22 protein-coding genes are annotated in these 21,312 nt (G+C 37.1%); 16 read left to right on the forward strand and 6 right to left on the reverse strand.

The features are described from left to right. Positions 1-281: 281 nt before the first annotated feature. Positions 282-749, forward strand: coding sequence for a DUF4809 family protein (locus tag EHR_RS06470; protein ID WP_010737101.1), 468 nt, complete (start codon positions 282-284; stop codon positions 747-749). Between the two features lie 217 nt (positions 750-966). On the opposite strand, the gene EHR_RS06475 is transcribed toward EHR_RS06470, so the two are convergent. From EHR_RS06475 to EHR_RS06485, 3 genes are read right to left on the reverse strand one after another with little or no spacing between them, the layout of a single operon-like run. Continuing rightward, positions 967-2,154: a galactokinase gene (locus tag EHR_RS06475; protein ID WP_010720860.1), complete on the reverse strand. Its 1,188-nt coding sequence runs from the start codon at positions 2,152-2,154 to the stop codon at positions 967-969. A gap of 2 nt (positions 2,155-2,156) precedes the next feature. Beyond that, the gene (locus EHR_RS06480) at positions 2,157-3,191 is read right to left on the reverse strand and encodes an aldose epimerase family protein (protein WP_010737102.1); all 1,035 of its coding nucleotides are present in this window, start codon (positions 3,189-3,191) and stop codon (positions 2,157-2,159) included. Between the two features lie 15 nt (positions 3,192-3,206). Then, positions 3,207-4,664: a glycoside-pentoside-hexuronide (GPH):cation symporter gene (locus EHR_RS06485; RefSeq protein WP_010737103.1), complete on the reverse strand. Its 1,458-nt coding sequence runs from the start codon at positions 4,662-4,664 to the stop codon at positions 3,207-3,209. Positions 4,665-4,858: 194 nt separating this feature from the next. Between EHR_RS06485 and EHR_RS06490 the strand changes: the two genes are divergently transcribed. The 7 genes from EHR_RS06490 (at position 4,859) to EHR_RS06520 (ending at position 9,354) form a co-directional block, all read left to right on the forward strand. Then, positions 4,859-5,764 (forward strand): AraC family transcriptional regulator, encoded by a 906-nt coding sequence (locus EHR_RS06490; protein WP_010737104.1) that lies wholly within the window; start codon positions 4,859-4,861, stop codon positions 5,762-5,764. Between the two features lie 77 nt (positions 5,765-5,841). After that, a complete protein-coding gene (locus EHR_RS06495; RefSeq protein ID WP_010737105.1) occupies positions 5,842-6,513 on the forward strand; it encodes an NAD(P)H-dependent oxidoreductase in 672 nt (223 codons plus the stop codon). Position 6,514: 1 nt separating this feature from the next. Then, positions 6,515-6,685, forward strand: coding sequence for a hypothetical protein (locus EHR_RS14225; protein ID WP_010737106.1), 171 nt, complete (start codon positions 6,515-6,517; stop codon positions 6,683-6,685). 113 nt (positions 6,686-6,798) lie between these two features. Then, positions 6,799-7,689 carry a LysM peptidoglycan-binding domain-containing protein gene (locus tag EHR_RS06500; protein ID WP_010737107.1) on the forward strand — a complete coding sequence of 297 codons (891 nt, stop codon included), beginning with the start codon at positions 6,799-6,801 and terminating at the stop codon, positions 7,687-7,689. Positions 7,690-8,134: 445 nt separating this feature from the next. Beyond that, positions 8,135-8,500 (forward strand): hypothetical protein, encoded by a 366-nt coding sequence (locus EHR_RS14230; RefSeq protein WP_016249914.1) that lies wholly within the window; start codon positions 8,135-8,137, stop codon positions 8,498-8,500. 217 nt (positions 8,501-8,717) lie between these two features. After that, the gene (locus tag EHR_RS06515) at positions 8,718-8,912 is read left to right on the forward strand and encodes a hypothetical protein (protein ID WP_010737109.1); all 195 of its coding nucleotides are present in this window, start codon (positions 8,718-8,720) and stop codon (positions 8,910-8,912) included. Positions 8,913-8,937: 25 nt separating this feature from the next. Next, complete coding sequence (locus tag EHR_RS06520; RefSeq protein ID WP_010737110.1) at positions 8,938-9,354, forward strand: hypothetical protein; 417 nt, start codon at positions 8,938-8,940, stop codon at positions 9,352-9,354. Between the two features lie 111 nt (positions 9,355-9,465). Here the strand turns inward: EHR_RS06520 and EHR_RS06525 are convergent, their stop codons facing one another. Then, positions 9,466-10,839, reverse strand: a complete 1,374-nt coding sequence (locus tag EHR_RS06525) for an amino acid permease (RefSeq protein WP_010737111.1) — start codon at positions 10,837-10,839, stop codon at positions 9,466-9,468. A gap of 245 nt (positions 10,840-11,084) precedes the next feature. On the opposite strand from EHR_RS06525, the gene EHR_RS06530 reads away from it, so the two are divergent. The 6 genes from EHR_RS06530 to apf all read left to right on the forward strand — a co-directional run bounded on the left by EHR_RS06530 (position 11,085) and on the right by apf (position 17,224). Beyond that, on the forward strand, positions 11,085-11,831 hold the full coding sequence (locus tag EHR_RS06530) for a metal ABC transporter ATP-binding protein (RefSeq protein WP_010737112.1): 747 nt from the start codon (positions 11,085-11,087) through the stop codon (positions 11,829-11,831). Then, the gene (locus tag EHR_RS06535) at positions 11,828-12,679 is read left to right on the forward strand and encodes a metal ABC transporter permease (protein WP_010737113.1); all 852 of its coding nucleotides are present in this window, start codon (positions 11,828-11,830) and stop codon (positions 12,677-12,679) included. Before EHR_RS06530 ends, EHR_RS06535 begins: the two co-directional genes overlap by 4 nt. A 47-nt stretch (positions 12,680-12,726) precedes the next feature. Continuing rightward, positions 12,727-13,677 (forward strand): Mn/Fe ABC transporter substrate-binding lipoprotein EfaA, encoded by a 951-nt coding sequence (efaA, locus tag EHR_RS06540; RefSeq protein WP_010737114.1) that lies wholly within the window; start codon positions 12,727-12,729, stop codon positions 13,675-13,677. A 302-nt stretch (positions 13,678-13,979) separates the two neighbouring features. Then, positions 13,980-14,726: a hypothetical protein gene (locus EHR_RS06545; protein ID WP_010720849.1), complete on the forward strand. Its 747-nt coding sequence runs from the start codon at positions 13,980-13,982 to the stop codon at positions 14,724-14,726. Between the two features lie 24 nt (positions 14,727-14,750). Beyond that, positions 14,751-15,923 carry a tRNA epoxyqueuosine(34) reductase QueG gene (gene queG / locus EHR_RS06550; protein ID WP_010720848.1) on the forward strand — a complete coding sequence of 391 codons (1,173 nt, stop codon included), beginning with the start codon at positions 14,751-14,753 and terminating at the stop codon, positions 15,921-15,923. Positions 15,924-16,624: 701 nt separating this feature from the next. Then, positions 16,625-17,224, forward strand: coding sequence for an aggregation-promoting factor (gene apf / locus EHR_RS06555; RefSeq protein ID WP_010737115.1), 600 nt, complete (start codon positions 16,625-16,627; stop codon positions 17,222-17,224). A 134-nt stretch (positions 17,225-17,358) separates the two neighbouring features. On the opposite strand, the gene EHR_RS06560 is transcribed toward apf, so the two are convergent. Next, positions 17,359-18,465 carry an NAD(P)/FAD-dependent oxidoreductase gene (locus tag EHR_RS06560; RefSeq protein WP_010737116.1) on the reverse strand — a complete coding sequence of 369 codons (1,107 nt, stop codon included), beginning with the start codon at positions 18,463-18,465 and terminating at the stop codon, positions 17,359-17,361. 78 nt (positions 18,466-18,543) lie between these two features. Then, a complete protein-coding gene (locus EHR_RS06565; protein ID WP_010737117.1) occupies positions 18,544-19,917 on the reverse strand; it encodes an MFS transporter in 1,374 nt (457 codons plus the stop codon). Positions 19,918-20,130: 213 nt separating this feature from the next. On the opposite strand from EHR_RS06565, the gene EHR_RS06570 reads away from it, so the two are divergent. Both EHR_RS06570 and EHR_RS06575 read left to right on the forward strand, forming a co-directional pair. After that, positions 20,131-20,769, forward strand: coding sequence for a GyrI-like domain-containing protein (locus EHR_RS06570; RefSeq protein WP_010737118.1), 639 nt, complete (start codon positions 20,131-20,133; stop codon positions 20,767-20,769). A gap of 71 nt (positions 20,770-20,840) precedes the next feature. Next, positions 20,841-21,296 (forward strand): arginine repressor, encoded by a 456-nt coding sequence (locus EHR_RS06575; protein ID WP_010737119.1) that lies wholly within the window; start codon positions 20,841-20,843, stop codon positions 21,294-21,296. Positions 21,297-21,312: the final 16 nt, after the last annotated feature.

Here is a 21,312-nt window from a genome sequence, read left to right on the forward strand (position 1 = left end):
GATGGTATTCAAGTGTCAACTCTATGAAATAAGCCAAAATTTTTCTTATTTGTCAGAGAAGTTGCACAATATTTTTGTACCATACACATTCAAAAAAGAAATGGAAGGATGAATATGTCTTTTTGGGGATTTGAACAAGAGTCAGATGAAGTAGTGTTAACTTATGTCAATTGTCATGTACGTTGTCTGCGAGAAGCTGCTCGCTTGGAAATGAAGAAAAGAAGAGCAAAGAACGCGAAGAATAAAAAACAGAGCTATAATAGGAAGAAGGTGAGCCAGAAATGATGGAAGTACAAATCACTAGAAAAAGTGAGTTAACAGAAGGTGGTTGTAATGCCTGTGGTATCGTAGATGCTGCGATCTATTCTCTGCAATTAGGAACGAAAACAGCAATCATTGCTGATTTGACTGTGAGTTCGTTAGTTGACAGTCTAGCACTACTAGAAGGATATGAAGGTGAGGACATCTATGAAATGTTAGGAGAAGTTCGCCAGTTGAGTAGAGCGGGCAAGACGATCAATGTTTCTGAAGAATTAGGGAATGTGACTTTTTGTACAGCTGATCAGCAACTGACCGTCAAAAATAGGATGGAGCGTCCAGCTTTATTTGAGCAAGTGAGTCAGATCCTTCAACAGTTTTTTGAATTAGGACCATACAAATTTAAAGAAATAGCCACTGTACCAAAACATGATCCTGAATGGCAAAAACGAATCGAAGATCAAACGGATTATGCGTATTTATTTCAATAATAGTAGATGTTTTATTGAAATGGATAAGGTGAGAAAATTAGCTGCAAAAAGACCGACCGCCAAAAGTTGTTTAAATGAACTTTTGGTGGTCGGTCTTTGTTTTGACACTTCAGGTAGCATTTCATGATTATTTGTTTTTTTTGAAAAGTGACGATCATAATTTTGCTTTATTCTTTTGAAACGTAACGTTGAACTACCTTACATTTCTTTCATTGGATTAAGCTGAAACACTTTCTTCCATAATCTTTGTAGTACCATTGCCGATGTGTGCCACATAAAATTCTGGGGCGTAGCCAACGACGTCTAAGTATTCATCATAGACCTTGTTTTTAAAGTTAGGGATATTTTCTTCTTTGACTAATGCGATCGCACAGCCACCGAAGCCAGCTCCTGTCATACGGGCGCCTAGGACACCTTCTTGTTTTTGAGCTGCATCGACTAATGTATCAAGCTCGATACCAGTTACTTCATAATCATGTCTCAACGAATCGTGTGAAGCATTTAATAATTGACCAAAAGCAGCCAAGTTTCCTTGTACCAGTTCAGCTTTAGCTTCTAATGTTCGTTGGTTTTCAGTAACTGCATGACGAGCACGACGAATCAATGTGTCATCACCAATCAAATCAATGTTTGCTTCAAATGTTTCTTCGTCTAAATCACCTAATGCTTGAATAGCTAATTTTTGTTGGAGACGTTTTAGTGCTTCTTCACATTCACTACGTCGTTCATTATATTTAGAATCAGCTAATTCACGACGTTTATTTGTATTCATGATTACTACTGCATAGCCATCTAATTTTACTGGAACCATTTCATATTTTAACGTATTTGTATCAAGTAGAATAGCTTTGTCTAATTCGCCAAAGCCAATCGCAAATTGGTCCATGATCCCCGAGTTGACACCGATAAATTCATTTTCTACTTTTTTACCAATTTGAACTAATTCAAGTCGATCAATGGATAAATGGAATAAGTCTTCTAAGGCAACACCGACTAACAATTCTAAGGAAGCGCTACTTGAAAGTCCTGCACCGTTCGGGATCGTCCCTTCAACTAAGAGTTCAAAACCATGTTCAATTGGGTAGCCTGCTTCGTTTAGTTTAACGATCATACCTTTGACATAGTTTGCCCATCCTGCTTGTTTGTCGTAATCAAGTTGGTCTAAAGTAAAGCTGATGACACCGTCGTCTTCAAAGTTTGTTGAGTAGACCAATACTTTATTATCCTCACGAGGTGCGGCAACTCCTTGTGTGCCATAAGTGATGGAGGCAGGGAAAACATGACCACCATTATAATCTGTATGTTCACCAATCAAGTTGATTCTGCCTGGAGAAAAATATTGTGTGGTTTTTTTAGGTCCAAAGATTTCTGCGAATTTTGTATTTAAACTGCGTTTGATTTCCATAGTTAGATACCCTCTCTTGTGTCGATTTTAAATTCTGTAGTTGTTTCAAATGGTGTGTGTGCTGCTAAATGAATATTTCCAAAAGCTGGATACTGTTCTGCTCCGGGAGCGATTTGAGTCTCAAACGTGATACCACCGTGGTTGGCTAGTTTCTTTCCATGCATTTCTGGGGTATCTTGCCCAAAGTTAGCAGTGAAGATCACAACACTAGGTGAATCGGTCATGATGCTTACTTTGATTTGTTCATCGGGACTTAATAAATAAGCCGATACATGATTCATACCTGGGTTATTTAAAAAGAAAGGATGATCGATCCCATCAACAAGTTGTTTTTGTTCAAATTGACTAGTAAAGACGGTGGCTAGTTTTTGAGGTGTTTGAAAATCAAAAGCTGTTTGAGCAACACTCGCTTTTTCGCCAGTTGGTATACTATCAGGTCGTAATGGAGCGAAAGACTCACTGTCTAGCCAAAGTGTATGCTGATCAATTGATTCTTCTACATCGCCACTTAAATTGAAATACACGTGGTTGGTCGGATTGAAAAGCGTATCCTGATCACTGATTGCTTGCGTTCTAACACGCCAAATGTTGTCTTCTGTCAAAGTATAACAAACTTCTACGGATAGATTTCCAGGAAAACCATGTTCTCCGTCGGGACTGGTAGTAGTAAATGTGACTGAACTTTCTTTGTCTGTTTCACTTAGTTGATACGTCCATTTTTTCTGTTCAAATCCTGGTGTACCTCCATGAAGTGAATGCCCTGTCTGAGGATCGACACTCAATTGATAGGTTTGATCATTCAAAGAAAATTGGCCTTTTTCAATCCTACCTGCTGTTCGTCCAATCGTTGCTCCGATATAAGCATCTTTTGTCAAATATTCTTGTGCGGAGTCAAACCCTAAAATTAATTCCCGATCATTAGCAGTTAGTTGAACGATCCGTGCACCTAAGTCAGTGACGGCTAATTTAAGTCCGTGAGTATTGGATAATGTGATCAAATGGTACCCCTGACCAAAGTCTTTTTCTGTAATCGTCATAATATAATTCCTTTCTTAATGTTGTGGAATGATAAAGTCATCTTCTAATTCAGATGCGAGTTCTTCATGTGAAGCTAATTTATTTTCTAGTTCTTTGACGATTTGCGCATGTTTTTTCTCTGTCAAAGTGATCTTCCAAGCAAAAATGATGGCAGAAAAGAACATCAATGCTGCAGGAACATAAAATGCATACGCTTTAAAAGTCATGATCCCATGATTGGTAATATCAGCAGCAGAAGCATTTCCAGTCATACCAGCTGCGATTGCGACAAACCCAACGATCCCATTAGATAAAGCACCTGCAATTTTATCGAGCAGTGGGCGAATCGATAAAGTCACAGCTTCGTTACGAATCCCATTTTTCCATTGTCCATATTCTACAGAATCAGTGATCGTCATCAAGGCAGATAAAAAGATCAACTGTTGTGGGAAGTAAAATAAAACAAGTCCAACGATCACGATCGGTAAGCTAGTGCCTGCGATAGAGAAGAAGAAGTAAGAACTGATCATCATCGCAATACCGCCGATATAGACATAGCGTCTAGAAATCAATCGTGTCAAAGCAGGGAATAAAGGCACAGCGACTAGTCCAAGTAAAGCTGCTACTAAACCGACAATCCAGAATTGAGTTGGTTGACCTAAGACATATTTGAAAAAGTAGAATAAAACGGCAGTTGTTGCTACATTGGCAATAGCATAAGCAATGTAAGAAAGTGCTAACCACATTAATTGGTCATTTTGGGCAATTGCTTTAAAGACATCTTTGATGCTTGCTTTTTCATTTTGTTGACGAATCGCCGTGTCGACTTCTTTTGTTCCTAAAGCTGTAATAATTGCAGTTCCTCCAGAGATCACAGCGGTAATCACACCGAACCAGAACCAACCTGAAGCGCCTTCAACATGATGAGCAGTGACTAAATAAGTGAAAAATGTGACGATTGGTACGACGACCAAAGTGGTCCCGTTTGCTCCTAAGGAAGAACCGAATCGAGCAAAAGTCGCGAATTTTTCTCTTTCTTTGGTTTCAGTACTTAAAGCTGGAATCATTGACCAAAAAGCAATATCTTTAAATGAATAAAAACTATCTAATAATACAAAAACAATGGTAAAAAGGATGATAAACAAAGTTGTATTGTGAGTAGCAAGGCCAAAGAAATTAGTAAAAAGAAAAATCAAAAGGAATGAACTAACTAAACCACCAATGACCAGCCATGGTTTAAATTTTCCATATTTTGTTCGAGTATTATCAATAATCCCGCCAATCAATGGATCGAAAACGATTTCAAATAAACGAATACCAACGACTAAACTGGTCACCGTAGCGATCATTCGAGCAGTAGTTGCTTTATCTGTACCTGCAAACATCTCGCTTGTTACAAAAACCATAAAATAAGTGCTGAGAGTAACATAAAAAGTATCATGACCGAATGCGCCTAAAGCATAAGAAACCCGTTGTATCATTTTGTTCTTCATAGTATCTAATCCCTTCTTTGTTAAATATACAATAAAAAGTTAACCGGTTACAATAAATAAATAAAGTTCTTTTTCTACTATTGACTTTATCAAGAAAACGCTTCCTGATGAATATATTTTTGTGACTAATATTTAACTTTTTGTTGCACGTTGTAGAACAAGAAGAGTAAAGTAAAAACAAAGGAGTGAGAGCGATGGAGCAAGCAATATTTTTAAAAAAAGAACGTCAAGAATTAGCTAAAGGGTGTTATTTTGACTTTTGTGGATTTTCAAAAACTTTGCCATATCATTCTTTCGGTCCAGCAATCAGACAAGATTATGTGTTACATGTCGTGATGGAAGGTAAAGGAACTTACCATGTGAAAGAACAGCAATATCAATTGCAAAAAGGGGATCTGTTTTTGATCCGGCCAGGGGATTCTACTTTTTATTTAGCAGATGGTGAAGAGCCTTGGGTCTACTGTTGGTTGTCTTTTGGTGGGCCATTAGCGAAAGAGATCATTGAACGTTCCTTATTCAAAGAAGATCAGTATACAATGGTTTCTGCAGGTATTTCGGCATATATAGATATTATTTTGGACTGTCTTCATTATTCACAAGACGGTTTAGCAGATGAATTAGAATTGACGGCTTTGACTTATCGCTTTTTATCCGTATTACTAAAAGATGGCGGGAAAATCGGTTTGGGAAATCAAAAAGTCTCTTCGCCACTAGCAATCGAAGCGGTGAAGTATATTGAAGAACACTATCCAGAAAATTTAACAGTAGAGGAAATTGCTCGACAACTGTCAGTCAACCGGAGTCATCTATCAAGAGTCTTTAAAAATCAATTAGGAACGAGTATCAAAGAATATTTGATTGGCGTGCGAATCAACCGAGCAGCATTTTTATTATCGTTGACTGATGATTCAGTAGAGAGTATCGCTTATCAAGTTGGTTTTAATAGTTTAGTTGTATTTAGCCGAATGTTCAAAAAGACAACTGGAGAAACAGCAACAAATTATCGGAAACGGATGAAAAATGAAGCGTCCAAAAACCTTTCATTAGGTGCTTTGAAGAAAGAATTAGAAGAACAAGAGATTGTTTCCTGGTCTACTTAACCATAAGGCAGGAGACTAATGACATTTTGTGTTCTGTGCTAAACTAGGAAATAGCAAGAATGAAGAGGAGTCAAGAAATGAGAACTTTGATTATCGTTAGTCATCCTACGATTGAGACATCATTGAACCAACAGTTTTTCAAAGAAGCAACTGAAAATTTAACGGTTACTTGGCATCATTTGGAAAAACATTACCCAGATTGGACGATTGATCGTGATACAGAACTTGAATTATTAAAAACACATGACCGGATCATCTTCCAATTCCCTTTGTATTGGTATAGTGCGCCAGCTCATTTAAAACTATGGGAGGACACTGTATTGGAACACGCTGACGAATTTCTTAAAGGCAAAGAATTAGGGATTGTCGTAACAACTGGCGTTTCTGAAAAAGAATATCAAGCAGGCGGGAAAGAAGAATATACCATTTCTGAATTTTTAAGACCGTATCAGCGGATTGCCCACAAGTTTGAAATGACTTTTTTACCTCCATTTGTGATGGCGCAATTCATGTATCAAACAGAAGAAAAGCGTTGGGAGCGTTTAGTGGCGTATCAACAATACCTGACATTAGTAGGCAAACCGACCTTGATCCAGCGAATAAACTGGTTTATTGAGCGACTAAGCAGCAATCATTCTTTACAACAACTAGATCAGACCAAGCAAGCATTCTTAATCGACTATTTAGAGAATGAAAAAGAAGAGATTGAAGACCTCACATTTATCTTACAAGAATTAAAGGAGCAATAAAATGGTGGAAGAATGGTTTGTACGACAATTGGAAGAATTAAGTACATCGGTAGATTATGAAACAAAAGCTGTGTTGCATGAAACAAAAAAACTTTTACTGGAAATTTCAGAACGAAAAGTCCAATTACAAGGAGAAATCGATGGAGAATCCTGGAATCATCAAAAATGGTGAGTTTTGTTTATAAATAACACAGTTTAAAATGTTCAGAATGATGATTATTTGCTACAATGGGATTAAAGTAGGATTGAGAACGCTATTTTATATACTAATGGGTGGTGAAAGAAATGAACGAAGAAAACGAGCAAAGAGTCAATGTCCGAATGGCTCGTAGACAACAACAGAAAAAAGAAACGCAACGCCGATTGATCAAAATTGGTTCGGCTGTTGCTGTTTGCTTAGTCCTTATAGGTGCTGTTACAGCTCTTTATTTTCATGGAAAGAATAGTTCGAGTGCAGAAAGCTCGGTCGCAAAAACAAGCGAAACTACCACAAAAAAAGCTTCTTCCACAACGAAACCAAAAAATAAAGAAACTGCAAGTTCGACTCAAGAATCGAAAACAGGCACACTGACGGATCAGTTACAAACGATTATGACAGATTATACAAAGAAATTGGAAGAACAAACGCCTCGTTTGATCGAAGAATACCAAGCTGAGATTCAGAACAATCAAAACGGTGTGATGGGGTTGTCTGCGATTGCTAATCAAAAGGCTCGAGCGCTACAAGCTATTTCTGATGAAGGGATCAGCAAACTACAAGCAACGTATCAAGCAGCGCCAACCAAAGAAGGTGTAGATCTTGCAAATTGGATCAACCAACTTTCAGCAGATTATACGGAACAAGTAGCTAAAATTTCTGATATCTATCTCCGAACAAGTGCTTCGGTACAAGCAGAAACGTCAAGCAGTCAAACAACTAGTGAAACGGAAACTAGTGTTTCTCAGACGACTGACTCAACGACACAATCTTCCAGTCAAGCTACCCAAGGAACCGAAGGACAGACAGCAAGCGCTACTTCAAATGAACAAGCTGCTACTACTGTCGTTCAACAAGGAGAAGGTCCCAACCAGATTGCGGAACGTACAGGGATACCAGTTGATAAGCTTTTATCATTGAATGGGATGACGATGGACAGCTATTTCTTCAGTCCTGGAGAAGTATTGAAATTGAATTAAGCCACTGACAAGATGCCTTGATCAGCAAAAATAAGCTAGCGACCAATCAATTGATTGGACACTAGCTTATTTTTTTGAATTGAAATGGTTTATTTACGTATATCGTAGTTTGGAGTAAGCCATTGACACAGAAATCATTGGGAGCATTATTCGATGAGAAATTTTCTTAATTTTAGAAAGTCGTAAACATTGAAAAAAGTCCGTCTAGCGCCTCTTAGTTTTCAAAAAAACGACTAAGTGGTTAGCTATTACAATGAACTTCTATCAATGCGTATATCAATCATTTGTCTTGCTTATTTTAAGTATGTTGAAAATCACTTATCTAATTGCTTCGCTTAAATTTCCTCGAAGTTGAACGTATAGGAAATTTAATGAAAAAAACGGAAAAATTGCTTGATTAGAAAGCTTTCTCGTTATAAAGTAATTTTATAAAAATAACAAGAAGATGATAGTCGTGTTTAAAAAAAGTAATTTTATTTGTTGCATAGCTATTTTGTTGTTGGGATTAACTCCACTAGTTACTTTTGGAACTAATGTTTATGCAAGTGGAATAGTAGATAATAGGTCGGATCCAATCGAGTTTTATAAAGAAAATTCGGATTATTTCGATGTTCAAGTAGAAGAGGACAGCACAATCGTAACGATAACAGACAATAATTTAAAAGCGTTTCTTGAAATGAAAGGATTGGATTCTTCATTTCTTTCTAAAAAGCAGCTCACACCAAGAAGTAATGGTGTCACTAAGATTGTGTGGCATGGACAAGCTAGAAAGGGGAATGTTGATATATATATATTAGTAAAACTTGGTTGAATAATATAAGTAAAGCCGGTATTGGAGCAATTATAGGAGCTCTAGGCAGTTTACTCTCAGGCGCTGGTTGGGGTTCCGCCATAGGTGGGATATCAGGTGTTATAACTGGTGGTAATTTTAAACATGGTAGAGTTTTTGTAGTAAGAGGATTTGTATATCAATACTATTATTTACAATGATATCTGAGTAGATATTATTTTTTAGGAAGTGTTTATGTATGAAGAAAAATCAGCATGAAGTTTTAAATATATTATCAGCTTTTATAGGCTATATAATTGTCGGCACAATAAAGGCATTGATTGATGGAACACTGAATTTTTTATCATTTTTTAATGATATATTTCTTTCAGGTCTACTTTTTATTGTATTTTATTCAATTAGTTATCTTCTAATCATGAGATTAAAAAAATGATTATTAAAAATGGGAGGCAATTAGGATGAAGAGTTTTGGATTAGGAATTCCACTTATTTTTATATTTTGTTTAGTTGGATTAGCTGTTCCAGTTGCAGCAGAACAAAATACAACGACAGATCATTTATTTATATACCTAGATGAAACGGAAAGTGAAATTGCAACAGATGTATATGTAGTTGAGAACAATGATAATATTGTAGAAATTACTAAATCTAATCATTTAGTGAGAGTTAGTCCAATCTTTTCAGCCCAAGTTTGGATGAAAGTAGGATCGACTTGGGGTGGGAAACCTGCACAAAGTAAATATTGGTATGTTGAATATGTAAGTGGTCGAAAGTATCAAGGGTATGTTTATTGGACAGGAGACAAAAGAGTAGCAAATTGGGGACCACCACCACAAATGGAATTTAAATTCCAAGGAACTTTAGATTTAGTATAGAAAAATTTCTATTTGTTTCAAACAATAAAAAACGCTATTTGTGCATTTAACTAAAAAAGAGTAAAAAAGCAGGGTCCCACTTGATGGGAAGCCCTGCTTTTTTGATGAAGATTAGCGACTTTTCAGTCTTCGTTCACGTAGAAAATAATGAATCGTCATGTAGCACAAAAACACGAGACCAATAATCAATGGAATTCTTGTTTCTTGATTGATAAACATAAAAATCAAGACAATGGCTAAAAATAATAAAGTAAGATAATTGGTATAAGGTGATAATGGCATTTTAAATGGATGATCTCTCATTTCTTCTGGGTGTTGTTTTTTAAATTGGATCTCACTAAGTAAGATAACCACCCAAGGAACCATCCCCGGTAAAATACTGGAACTATAGACAAAAACGAAAATATTTTCTGCATGATTCACAAACAAAGGTAACAGGTAATTTAAAACTAGGCCAATCAATATCCCGCTAGAAATCGCTACGACTGGATAAAAAGGTACGCCATGACGGGTTAGTTTTAAAAATTTCCTCGACATTTTTCCATTGATTGCTAAGGTGTAGATCATTCGACTGGCACTGAAAATACCCGAATTACACCCAGATAAGGCAGCCGTCAAGACGACGAAATTGATCAATCCGGCAGCAAATGTGATCCCGATTTTAGAAAATGTTTGAACAAATGGGGAACCTATTGTGCCTAATTGATTCCATGGATAGATACTAACGATAATAAAAATAGCACCAATGTAAAAAATCAAGATTCGTCCAATAGTTGATTGAACAGCTTCAACGATCGTTTTTTTCGGATTTGCAGCTTCTCCAGCGGCCATTCCGATCAGCTCGATTCCTTGATAAGATGCAACAACAATGGATAGCGCAAAAAAGAAACCTTTTACTCCGCCGGTAAAGAAACCGCCGTTTTTCCAAAGATTAGAGATCCCGACTGCTTGGCCTTGATTTCCTAAGCCAAATAAGATGACACCTAGCCCTACCAGAATCATCAAAACGATCGTGCCGACTTTAATCATTGAAAACCAAAATTCTAGTTCACCAAAAGCTTTAACAGAAGCTAAGTTGGCAAGCATCAAAAAGAGGATGACGACAATCCCAGGAATGATTGTTGGCAGATGAGGCCACCAATAATTCATATATTCACCGACTGCAATGACTTCACTGATCCCGACAACAATAAACTGAAAGATGTTACTCCAAGCAGTTAAATAACCAGCGACAGGATGAAGATAATTACTAGCATAATTCGCAAAAGAACCCGTTGAAGGATCGACATAAAGCATTTCGCCAAGTGCTCGCATGATCAAATAAAGAAAGAGACCTGCGACAGCATAGGCAACCATTACTGAGGGACCTGTCCAACGAATGGTTGAGGAAGCACCCATAAACAATCCTACGCCGATCGTTCCTCCTAGTGCAATCATCTGAATGTGACGGGCACTAAGGCTTCGAGTTAATTTTTCTTCTTCCATACTAAAACTCCTTTCATTTTTGAGTAAAACAAGCAAATACGAATAAATGATAGACATTAATAACAAATAAATGATCAATAAAGACAATTTGCTTTTAAAACTCTTGATGTGATTTTACAGAAAGTTCTCACAAATTGCGAGCCTTTCTTGTAAAAAAAATCATGCGGGATACTTGAAAATACTTTCGTCTTTAGTTAAACTATAGTTAAATAAAAAGTTAGGTAAACCTAAAAGGAGTGGAGAATGTGTCAGAAGCGATCATTAATATCCAGCAATTAACCGTTGCTTATCAAGGAAAGTTAGCGTTAAACGAAGTTGATGTAATGATCCAACCCAAAAAAATCACTGGGATCATCGGTCCAAATGGTGCGGGAAAATCAACTTTTATGAAAGCTATACTGGCTTTGATTCCCAAAGTATCTGGAGAAATTTCTTTTGGCGGTTCATTGCTAAAAGAAGCACGTAAAAAAATCGCTTATGTTGAACAACGAAATGAATTGGATCTCTCTTTTCCAATTGATGTGTTAGGTGTGGTCTTATTGGGGACTTATCCATCATTAAGGTTGGGACAACGTCCGGGAAAAAAAGAAAAAGAACGAGCACAGCAAGCATTAGAAAAAGTCGGTATGGCTTCGTATGGGAAGCGACAAATAAGCGAATTGTCGGGTGGACAGTTACAACGTGTTTTTATTGCCCGCGCATTGGCGCAACAAGCAGAATGGATTTTTCTTGATGAGCCATTTGTAGGGATTGATGCCGTAAGTGAGAAAAAAATTTTTTCAATATTGAAAGAATTAAAAGCAGCAGGTAAAACGATCATCATTGTTCATCACGACTTGCACAAAGTAACAGAATATTTTGATGAAGTGATTTTATTGAATCAGCAATTGATCGCTGCCGGACCTGTTGCAACGACATTTACTTCAGAAAATCTGAAGATTGCTTATGGTGAAGTGATCGGGCAATTAGTGAAAGGGGCAAAAGAAAAATGATCCAATCGTTTATTGAAGGAATGATGAACTACCAGTTTTTACAATATGCATTGTTCACATCAATGCTCGTTGGTTTGGCTTCCGGGGTGATCGGATCTTTTATCATCTTACGAGGGATGTCGTTGATGGGAGATGCTATTTCACATGCGGTCTTACCAGGAGTAGCAATTTCCTACATGTTTGGCTTTAGTTATATTTTAGGTGCCACGGTCTTCGGCATGTTGACGGCAGGACTCATTGGTTTTGTTACCCAACGAAGTCGATTAAAGAATGATACAGCAATCGGTATCGTCTTTAGTTCATTCTTTGCATTAGGAGTCATTTTGATTTCTTTTGCCCAAAGTGCTACGGATCTGTACCATATATTATTTGGAAATGTGTTAGCGGTGAGAGAAAGCGACCTGCAGATGACGGCGATCGTTAGCGGTATTGTGTTATTGTTTGTGTTCATTTTCTATAAAGAACTCAAAATTACTTCTTTTGATCCGATGATGGCTAAAGCTTATGGGCTAAATATTACCTTGATCCACTATTTGCTCATGTTTTTCCTGACGTTAGTCGCAGTGGTTAGTTTACAGACAGTAGGGACGATCTTAGTGATTGCGATGTTGATCACACCAGCTGCTACAGCTTATCTATTAACGAATAGTTTAGTGAAAATGATTGCTATCTCATCAACAGTTGGTGTATTAAGTGCAATCTTGGGGGTATTTTTTAGTTATAGCTATAACTGGCCTTCCGGTGCAACCATCGTTTTAGCTTGCGCGCTATTCTTTCTGTTGGCATTTTGCTTTTCACCTTCTAAGGGAATCTTTTTTGCTCATAAACGGCTCATAAAAAGCGAGTAAAAAGAATGATCATGTAAAAAAAATCATTTGAAAAAAGGAGTAATGAGATGAAAACCAATAACTATCGGATTTTTTGGGTAATGTTCGCAAGTTTCTTTTTGTTAGTGGGCTGTGGCAGTCAAGAAAAGCAGGAAGCTAATAAAGAAACGACTAAAGAAACATTGAATGTTGTAGCAACCAACTCTATCTTAGCGGATATGGCAAAAGAAGTAGGAAAGGAACATGTAGCTGTTCATAGTATCGTGCCTGTAGGAACAGATCCTCATGAATATGAAGTGTTACCAGAAGATATCAAAAAAGCGAGTGATGCCGATGTGATTTTATATAATGGGCTAAATCTAGAAACTGGTAATGGCTGGTTTACGAATTTAATGGAAACCACACATAAAAAAGAAGAGAAAGATTATTTTGCAGTGAGTAAAAAAGTAACACCCATTTATTTATCAGGTGGGAGTTCCAAGAGTAAAGCTGACCCTCATGCCTGGTTAGATTTATCGAATGGGATGAAGTATGTAGAAGAAATTACCCGTATTTTTTCAGAAAAAGATGCTGAAAATAAAGCAGTCTATGAAGAAAACGCAAAAAAATATATTGAAAAGTTGAGCGAATTGGATGAAAAAGCTAAAACAAACTTTCAAACAATTCCTGAAGATAAAAGATTATTAGTAACGAGTGAAGGAGCTTTCAAATATTTTTCCAAAGCTTATGGAATCCCAGCAAGTTATATTTGGGAAATCAATACAGAAAGTCAGGGAACACCTGAACAAATGAAACAAATCATCAATCAAGTAAGAGACTCTGCAGTACCCGCTTTGTTTGTCGAAACAAGTGTTGATCCTAGAAGCATGGAACGTGTAGCGAAAGAAACGGGAGTAGCTATCTATGATCGATTATATACAGACTCTATCGATAAGGAAGGCAAACCAGGAGATTCTTATTATAAGATGATGGACTGGAATATCCGAACGATCCATGATGGGTTGACTCAAGAAAAATAAATGGTACAAAATAACTTTCATTCAAAAAAACTAGAAAAGAATGCGTGCTAAATAGCCAGCCGAAGAGATCAAAATCAGTTCGTTAGATTTTGGTTTCTTCGGCTTATTTATGCTAAAAATCAAGATTCAAAAAACAAGAAGCAGGAGGATTCATTTACCCTGATTTATATGGAAAGGAGATCAAGCGAAGGCTCACTTATTTTGCAAGTAAAAAAATAAAAAAACGTCTGCTTTTTGTTAGTTTCGGATACCTTTTTTGTTGTTTTCCGTTATAGTTAAAGATAAGAAAGGAAGGTAAAGCTATGAATTTTACGCGTAAAGATAAACAACTAATCAAAGAAGAAATCCTTAAAGTGATCGAACAACAGGATAGCTCTGATAAAGATCAAGACCTTCAATTTCTTGAAACAGAAATGGCTAAATTATTCATAGCAAGTCCAAGTGAATCGGATGTAGAAGAACGTTATCCGGGGAAATGGCTTTTTGATGAATTTCAGCCATTAGATGAACAGACTGGAATTGGTTATTTTGTCTCGATTTCTTCTGTTGGATTTATTCCAGGAGTATTAGTGAAACAAAATAATGAAATCAATATCAAGGCATGGCCAGCATTATTTTCCACAATGGGGACAGAAGGGGTCATTGAAAAAATTCAATCGGCTTATTATAAAAGTTCGTTTATTGCAAATAGTAAACTAATGAATACATTCTATAATCGTTTGGTTTTGATTGCCCGCCCAGGAGATATTCCACAAACATTTACCTACTCGCAGCAAAAGAATCTCTACGAAGAAACATTATATTCCAGAGATTTATCCACTTTTTCCGCAGTAGAACAGGTTCGATTGCATGAATTGTTGCATACTAAGCCAGTATCGCTCAACTTTTTTCAAGCGCTAGATAACCAAAGAAAATGGTTGTCTCTCAACTATTGGGAAATCTTTGCTACTAGAAAAAGATGGATGGAAGAACGAAAGATCGCAGATCAACAGATCCAATTTGTCCAGCTAAAAAGAGATCGGCTTTATTACGGAATTTATAGTCGCTAGCAATTATTTGAATAGGTGGAAAAGATGACAAAAACCTTAAAAGAAGAAATCATTGAAGAAAGCAAACGTTTAGGTATTGATAAAATCGGATTTACGACGGCAGAACCCTTTGATTATTTAAAAGAGTCTTTAGAAGAACAAAAAGCCGCTGGACATACTTCGGGATTTGAACATCCAGTAATTGAAGAACGTTTATATTTAGAAAAAACTTTTGATCGCCCACAATCGATTATCGCTATTGCTTTAGCTTATCCAACCAAGATCCATGAAGAGGTCCCAAAAGATGAAAAAAGAGGACAATTTGCACGGGCATCTTGGGGAATCGATTACCATGATATTTTACGTGACCGTCTCAATCAATTGATTACTTTTATCCAAAGCAGAGCAAGTGTCTGGCAACAAGAAGAAGCTTGGCGGTTTGCCCCACAAGTGGATACTGGAGAATTAGTAGATGTGGCTGTTGCACAAAGAGCAGGACTAGGATTTATTGGTCGAAATGGGTTGCTGATCACAGAAGAATACGGTTCATTCGTGTATCTTGGAGAAATTGTCACCAATATCGTATTTGAACCTGATGAACCAGGTGTTTTTGGCTGTGGTGATTGTACTCGTTGTGTGACAGCTTGTCCGACAAAAGCTTTGTTAGGCGATGGCAGGATGAATGCACAAAGATGTTTATCTTATCAGACCCAAACCAAAGGGCTAATGCCAAATGAGTATCGGAAAAAAATGCGAAATGTCATTTACGGGTGCGATATCTGTCAGTTAGTCTGTCCTTATAATCAAGGGAAAGATTTCCATTTCCATGAAGAAATGGAACCAAAAGTAGAAGAAGTCTATCCGAAATTAAAACCAATGCTTTCTTTATCAAATAAAGAGTTTAAACAACAGTTTGGGCATTTAGCTGGTTCATGGCGAGGGAAAAAACCATTGCAAAGAAATGCTTTGATTGCTTTAGCAAACCTTGGGGATACTTCGGCTTTACCTGAGATCGAAAGTTGCTTAAGTGATGTTCGACCGGTTATTCGAGCAACCGCTGCTTGGTCGATTGGGCGTTTAGGTAGAAAAGAACCAGAAAAATGGTTGGAAACTTTAGAGCAAATGAAACAACGCGAAGAAGACCAAGAAGTGATCACAGAAATTATAGAAGCGCAAGAAATGTTAGCCAAGAAAACGAAGCGAAAAAAGAGGACATGAAAGAAGCGGTCAGCTCCGAGCGAATAAGAGAAAATTTTATGTACAAGATTCCTTTCACTTCTATAATAAGAAAAAAATAGAGTATTATGCTAAAACAAGCGTAGTACGACAAAGAGACTAGGACAGTTAGTTTGTTCTAGTCTTTTTATTGATTAAAGTAAAATAATGGATCATAACTAAATAATAAAAAGAATCTGTATTAGAAAATTTCAATACTTAGAGTAGTATAATCCACTGAATGTTCGACTTGTTTATAATTGAAGCAGTTCAAAAAATAGAATACTATCGGTTTTTTAGCAAAAAATCTAGAAATACCAGAAATTTCAAAAGTATTAAAAAACTTATCCTAAAATTTTTTAGTAAAGGTTGTAATAATTACTCAATTTTTTGTCGTTTTGACACATAATTACTAAAAAAAAGGATAAATTAAATAAAAAAATCAAAAAAGTTAAAAAAAATACTAGAAATATTACAAAATATAAGATTTTCTAAACTTTATAAGAAAATGTTAAAAAACGGTTTCTTTCTTATGATATAAGGGTTCTAGGACTTTAGTCGTACTTTTTTGTCCAGAGTTATGTTACAAATGTTAAAAATTAGGATATTTTGTCATTAAATGTCATATTTCTTTTACCTATGAAATATTTCTAGATGATAAAGTTAATGACGTTGATAAATACATGGAAAAAAAGGAGATAAACATGAATTCAATTAAGAAGATCGTTTTAGGAACAACTTTTGCTGCTGGTGCAACTGCAATGTTTGTAGGAACAACTGCTCATGCTGACGAAGTCTATACAATTAAATCAGGTGATTCACTATCAAAAATCTCACAAAAATTTGTTGGAGATAACTCATTGATCGATGCAATCGCTGAAAAAAATGGTATCAAAGACATCAACCGCATCTACGTTGGCGAAGAATTAACGATCCCGACTTCAAGTGATGCTTCAGCAAAAACAGTCGAAGCACCAAAAACAACTGAAACAGTAACGGAAGAACATACATATGTTGCTCCAGTTAAAACAGTTGAAGTAACACCTGCTGCTCCAGCTGCTCAAACAGCAACAGCTCCAAGCAATTCAAGTTCTGCAAAAGAATGGATTGCGAATAAAGAATCAGGCGGTTCTTACACAGCAACTAACGGCCGTTACATCGGACGTTACCAATTAGATGCATCATACTTAAATGGTGACTATTCTGCTGCAAACCAAGAACGCGTAGCTGATCAATATGTATCATCACGTTATGGCTCATGGGATGCTGCTCAAGCATTCTGGTTAGCAAACGGCTGGTACTAAGTCGATTATTGAATACTAATAAAAAGACAAAACCAAGAAATCGTGTCATTCGATTTCTTGGTTTTTTTGCTGTTTAGGGATGAGACGGTAATGACGAAAAATAAATGAATGAAATAGTTATCTCTTTGTTCATCTTAGGTTTTCTTGATGTAGTTATGGAGATCTTTTTGATAGTCCGTTCCATGCCACTTACCAGTGTTTATAAATTCAGCTAAGAGATAACCGATATAAGGACCAGTCGTTAAACCAGAAGAACCGAGTCCACTTGCGACGATCAGATTTGGTTCATCGAATAAAGGACCAAAAAACGGAGCAAAATCAGACGTATATGCCCTCGTTCCTACTTGTAACTGATAAGGCTGTGAAAGTAATTTTTCTGGTTGTACAAAAAAAGCTTTTGTCTGTTCAGCCAACTGTAAAAATGCTTCATTAGTAGGAGTCAGATCCCATCCTTGCTCATTTTCATGTGTAGCGCCCAATAAGATTTTTCCGTCATTGAAGGGAATGAGGTCTGCTTCTCCATCTAGCATGGCAACAGGCCATTTTTGGCTTTGGAACTGATGAGTAGTAAAAGCGATCAACTGCCCTTTTTGAGGACGAAGATCGACCTGATAGCCTAATGGTTCCAATAAAGGCTTCAAGGAAGGACCAGGAGTCAAAATGACCCGGTCAAACGGTTCTTCACCAAATTCTCCGAGGATCAGCCAATCATCACTCCTTTTTTGTAGGCGAATCTTATCGTTTATTACTGTTACACCAGCCCTTTTCAAGCGTGCCGTTAAATAATGAAGGTAAGCTTTTCCGTCTAAACGGCCACCACCAGTGATGAATAAAGAGGGGGTCGGTTTTAATAAAGGAAGTAAATCAGCTGTTTGATCCGCTTTTAATAAATGGATTTCTCCGATCTCAGGTGCCTCTTTTTTTCGTTCTTCTGCAAGATCAAGTAATTCTGCTAATTGTTCTTTTTGTCGAAGCAAGAGTGTACCGGAACGAGCATAAATGGTCGGATCAAGTGCGAAATCTTGCACTAATTTTGGGAAAAATGCCGCACCGTCTTTGGCTAAACGATACCATGTTTTATTTCTTCTTTTGGATAACCATGGAGAAATGATTCCCGCACTTGCTTTGGTTGCCTGACCGATTCCATGGTCAAATAAGGTGATGCTGTATTTTGTGGTATCTACATAATTGGCTAATGTCATACCGATGATTCCACCACCGATAATGGCGATTTTTTCCATGTTTGATTCCTCCTTTACTTACAAATTGTATTTTTGCACAAAAAAACGGCAGTTGCAAACGACTGCCGTTTCAATCAATCATGAATGTTTTGTAGTTAAACTATAACGAATAAATAAGATAAAGCTGATAACTAATAGAAGAAGTAATACACCTAAAGCAACTTGTGAACCGAATGTCGTGGCGACTTTATAGCTCAAATCAGCATGCGCTTGAATAAGGTTGATAATGATTGCCACTAATGAAGTAGCAACGGCACCAGAAAATTGTTGTAAGGTATTAAAAACAGCATTGCCATCACTTTGATAGTCATCCGTTAAAGCATTCATCCCAGTGGTCATCATATTGCTATAAGACAAACCAATCCCTATCATATAGATCACGTGGCAAGTAATCAACAATAGCAATGAAACATGTCCTAGAAGAAAGACTAGTGCGGACCAACCAACAAGAGCAAGGAGTAATCCGGCAAAAATCGGTTTTTTGGGACCGTGTTGATCAAGCAGTTTTCCAGAAAACGGCGATAATACAGCGCCAATCGTAGCTCCTGGCAACATGGCGATTCCAGCGATGAAAGGACTGTTTCCTTGAACAATCTGAACAAAATTTGGTAAGACAAAAGAAACGCCTAGCAATAAGAACTGGTAGATTAAAAAGCTAAATAAGAACAAGCGAAATGTTTTATTAGAAAAAATGGTTAGTTGTATCAATGGATAATCGGCTTTTTTTGTTCGTTGGTAAAAAAGGATCCCACCAATAATCGCTATTAGTAACGCAAACCAACTAAGCGGTTGTCCTAGCATACTCAAAAACGTTAAGCTACCGCTAAATAATAAACACAAACTAAATACACTCAACACATCCAAACGTCCACTTTTTTGAACGGGCATTGAAGGAATAGCAACCAAGCCGATGCCAAGAGAAAGAATCAAAATAGGAATCAAGAAAAGAAAGATATGATTCCAAGTGAAATTTGAAGTTAAGATTCCCCCATATGTTGGCCCGATAGCCGGAGCAATTGCTGTGGTCAGTGTTCCCACCCCCATCATCGCGCCGCGGCGGTTCATAGGCGCAAAGGTCAAAATAATATGGAACATTAGTGGTAAAGCAATCCCGGTAGCTGCCCCTTGTAAAAGCCGACCAAGTAATAAAATGAAGAAAGTCGGAGAAAAGAAGTCAACAATGATTCCTGCTAAAAAAAGCAGGTTTGAAAGTAAAAAGAGACTTCTAAGGCTGAAATTTCGTGTTAAATAAGTTGATAATGGTACGATGATCGAGATCATCAGCAGGTAAATCGTTGTCACCCATTGAACTTGTGCAGTCGTTAATTGAAACTGGTTGATCAACGTTGGAAATGTGACGTTCATTGCTGTTTCGATCAACACTCCCGCAAAAGACATCATGCCGGTTGCGATGACTGCAGGTACTAAGAGTAATTGTTTTTGTTTTGTCATGTCCTCACCTCAAAAAATTTCGTAAAAAAAGAGAGTGATTTCTATTATAAAAATAGAAACCGCCTCTCTCTCGACACGTAATATACGTGTTATCTGTACGATTTATTTCCATCGCTTATTCTAGCATAGAGGTAAAAAAAGTGTCAACCAGGTTAGCCAAGTCTTTTGAAAAGAGTTATGATAGTAGAGAATAAATCATCGCAGGAGGAAAAAATGGCTACGATTGATTGGAAAAAAACGGAACCAGGTTATAGTAGTAAAAAAAAGCCACAGATCTTAACGTTATCCCCACAGAATTTTTTTAGCATAAAAGGAGTAGGGGATCCAAATGAAGACGATTTTCAGCGACGAGTGGCAGCTTTATATGCTGTTAGTTATGCGATCCGAATGGCCCCAAAGAAAAATTGGCAGATTCCTAACTATCTTCCCTACACTGTTTATCCATTAGAAGGACATTGGGGATTACAAGAAGCTTATTTGCAAGAAAAAGTAATGAAGAAGAGTCATTTTGCTTATCAGATTATGATCAAACAACCTGGATTTGTGACGAAAGAAGTTGCACATGAGGCTCTACTACGTGTAGCGGACAAAATTCCCAATGATTTGTTCGACCAAGTAGTATTTAGTAGCATGGATGAAGGATTAGTCGCTCAGATGCTTCACGTGGGACCATATGAGGATGAGCCACAAACCTTTGAAAAATTAACAACGTTTATCGAAGAGCAGGGGTATCAACGGATAGCTAAAGAACATAAAGAAATTTATTTAGGGGATCCGCGCAGAGCCAACCCAGAAAAACTGAGAACGATTTTGCGTGTCAAGATTGCGCCAAAAAATCAACTAAAAAAATAAAAGTAAAAAATACCAAAAAAGGCAGAAAAACGATTATTTTTTGCTATAATCAAAGACAAGAGGTGTCCGCTATGAAAAAAATCCAACGACAAGCATTGATTCGTCAAATCATCACAGAAAAACCAATCAGCACACAAGAAGAACTATTGCTTTGTCTTCAAGACGCAGGGGTGACAGCCACTCAAGCAACTATTTCTCGTGATATCCGTGAGCTGAAGTTAGTGAAGTCTACGGATGAAAATAAGCAAGTTCGTTACAATCTGTTCAGTCAGCCTGCTGAAACGTTACATGAAGAACGACTACAAGCAGCTGTTAAAAGAGAAGTTTTGAAAATACAAGTTGTTCAATTTATGATCGTGGTGCTAACAGAAAAAGATGGGGCGGATGTCGTAACCAATTGGTTAGATGAAGTCGCTTATCCAGAAGTTGTTGCAACGATTGCTGGAGTGGATACATTCATTGTGATTTGCCGTTCGGAAGAAGAAGCACAAGATTTTGCAGAAAAATTAGAAAGAATGAGGGAATAAAAGAAGGGAGAATGAT

The organism is Enterococcus hirae ATCC 9790 (assembly GCF_000271405.2).
Classification (GTDB): domain Bacteria; phylum Bacillota; class Bacilli; order Lactobacillales; family Enterococcaceae; genus Enterococcus_B; species Enterococcus_B hirae.

Bases quoted from the DNA above. Each gene is read 5' to 3' on its own strand.
- EHR_RS06470 (WP_010737101.1), top strand. From the start codon at position 282: ATGATGGAAGTACAAATCACTAGAAAAAGTGAGTTAACAGAAGGTGGT.
- EHR_RS06475 (WP_010720860.1), bottom strand. From the start codon at position 2,154: ATGGAAATCAAACGCAGTTTAAATACAAAATTCGCAGAAATCTTTGGA.
- EHR_RS06480 (WP_010737102.1), bottom strand. From the start codon at position 3,191: ATGACGATTACAGAAAAAGACTTTGGTCAGGGGTACCATTTGATCACA.
- EHR_RS06485 (WP_010737103.1), bottom strand. From the start codon at position 4,664: ATGAAGAACAAAATGATACAACGGGTTTCTTATGCTTTAGGCGCATTC.
- EHR_RS06490 (WP_010737104.1), top strand. From the start codon at position 4,859: ATGGAGCAAGCAATATTTTTAAAAAAAGAACGTCAAGAATTAGCTAAA.
- EHR_RS06495 (WP_010737105.1), top strand. From the start codon at position 5,842: ATGAGAACTTTGATTATCGTTAGTCATCCTACGATTGAGACATCATTG.
- EHR_RS14225 (WP_010737106.1), top strand. From the start codon at position 6,515: ATGGTGGAAGAATGGTTTGTACGACAATTGGAAGAATTAAGTACATCG.
- EHR_RS06500 (WP_010737107.1), top strand. From the start codon at position 6,799: ATGAACGAAGAAAACGAGCAAAGAGTCAATGTCCGAATGGCTCGTAGA.
- EHR_RS14230 (WP_016249914.1), top strand. From the start codon at position 8,135: ATGATAGTCGTGTTTAAAAAAAGTAATTTTATTTGTTGCATAGCTATT.
- EHR_RS06515 (WP_010737109.1), top strand. From the start codon at position 8,718: ATGAAGAAAAATCAGCATGAAGTTTTAAATATATTATCAGCTTTTATA.
- EHR_RS06520 (WP_010737110.1), top strand. From the start codon at position 8,938: ATGAAGAGTTTTGGATTAGGAATTCCACTTATTTTTATATTTTGTTTA.
- EHR_RS06525 (WP_010737111.1), bottom strand. From the start codon at position 10,839: ATGGAAGAAGAAAAATTAACTCGAAGCCTTAGTGCCCGTCACATTCAG.
- EHR_RS06535 (WP_010737113.1), top strand. From the start codon at position 11,828: ATGATCCAATCGTTTATTGAAGGAATGATGAACTACCAGTTTTTACAA.
- efaA (WP_010737114.1), top strand. From the start codon at position 12,727: ATGAAAACCAATAACTATCGGATTTTTTGGGTAATGTTCGCAAGTTTC.
- EHR_RS06545 (WP_010720849.1), top strand. From the start codon at position 13,980: ATGAATTTTACGCGTAAAGATAAACAACTAATCAAAGAAGAAATCCTT.
- queG (WP_010720848.1), top strand. From the start codon at position 14,751: ATGACAAAAACCTTAAAAGAAGAAATCATTGAAGAAAGCAAACGTTTA.
- apf (WP_010737115.1), top strand. From the start codon at position 16,625: ATGAATTCAATTAAGAAGATCGTTTTAGGAACAACTTTTGCTGCTGGT.
- EHR_RS06560 (WP_010737116.1), bottom strand. From the start codon at position 18,465: ATGGAAAAAATCGCCATTATCGGTGGTGGAATCATCGGTATGACATTA.
- EHR_RS06565 (WP_010737117.1), bottom strand. From the start codon at position 19,917: ATGACAAAACAAAAACAATTACTCTTAGTACCTGCAGTCATCGCAACC.
- EHR_RS06570 (WP_010737118.1), top strand. From the start codon at position 20,131: ATGGCTACGATTGATTGGAAAAAAACGGAACCAGGTTATAGTAGTAAA.
- EHR_RS06575 (WP_010737119.1), top strand. From the start codon at position 20,841: ATGAAAAAAATCCAACGACAAGCATTGATTCGTCAAATCATCACAGAA.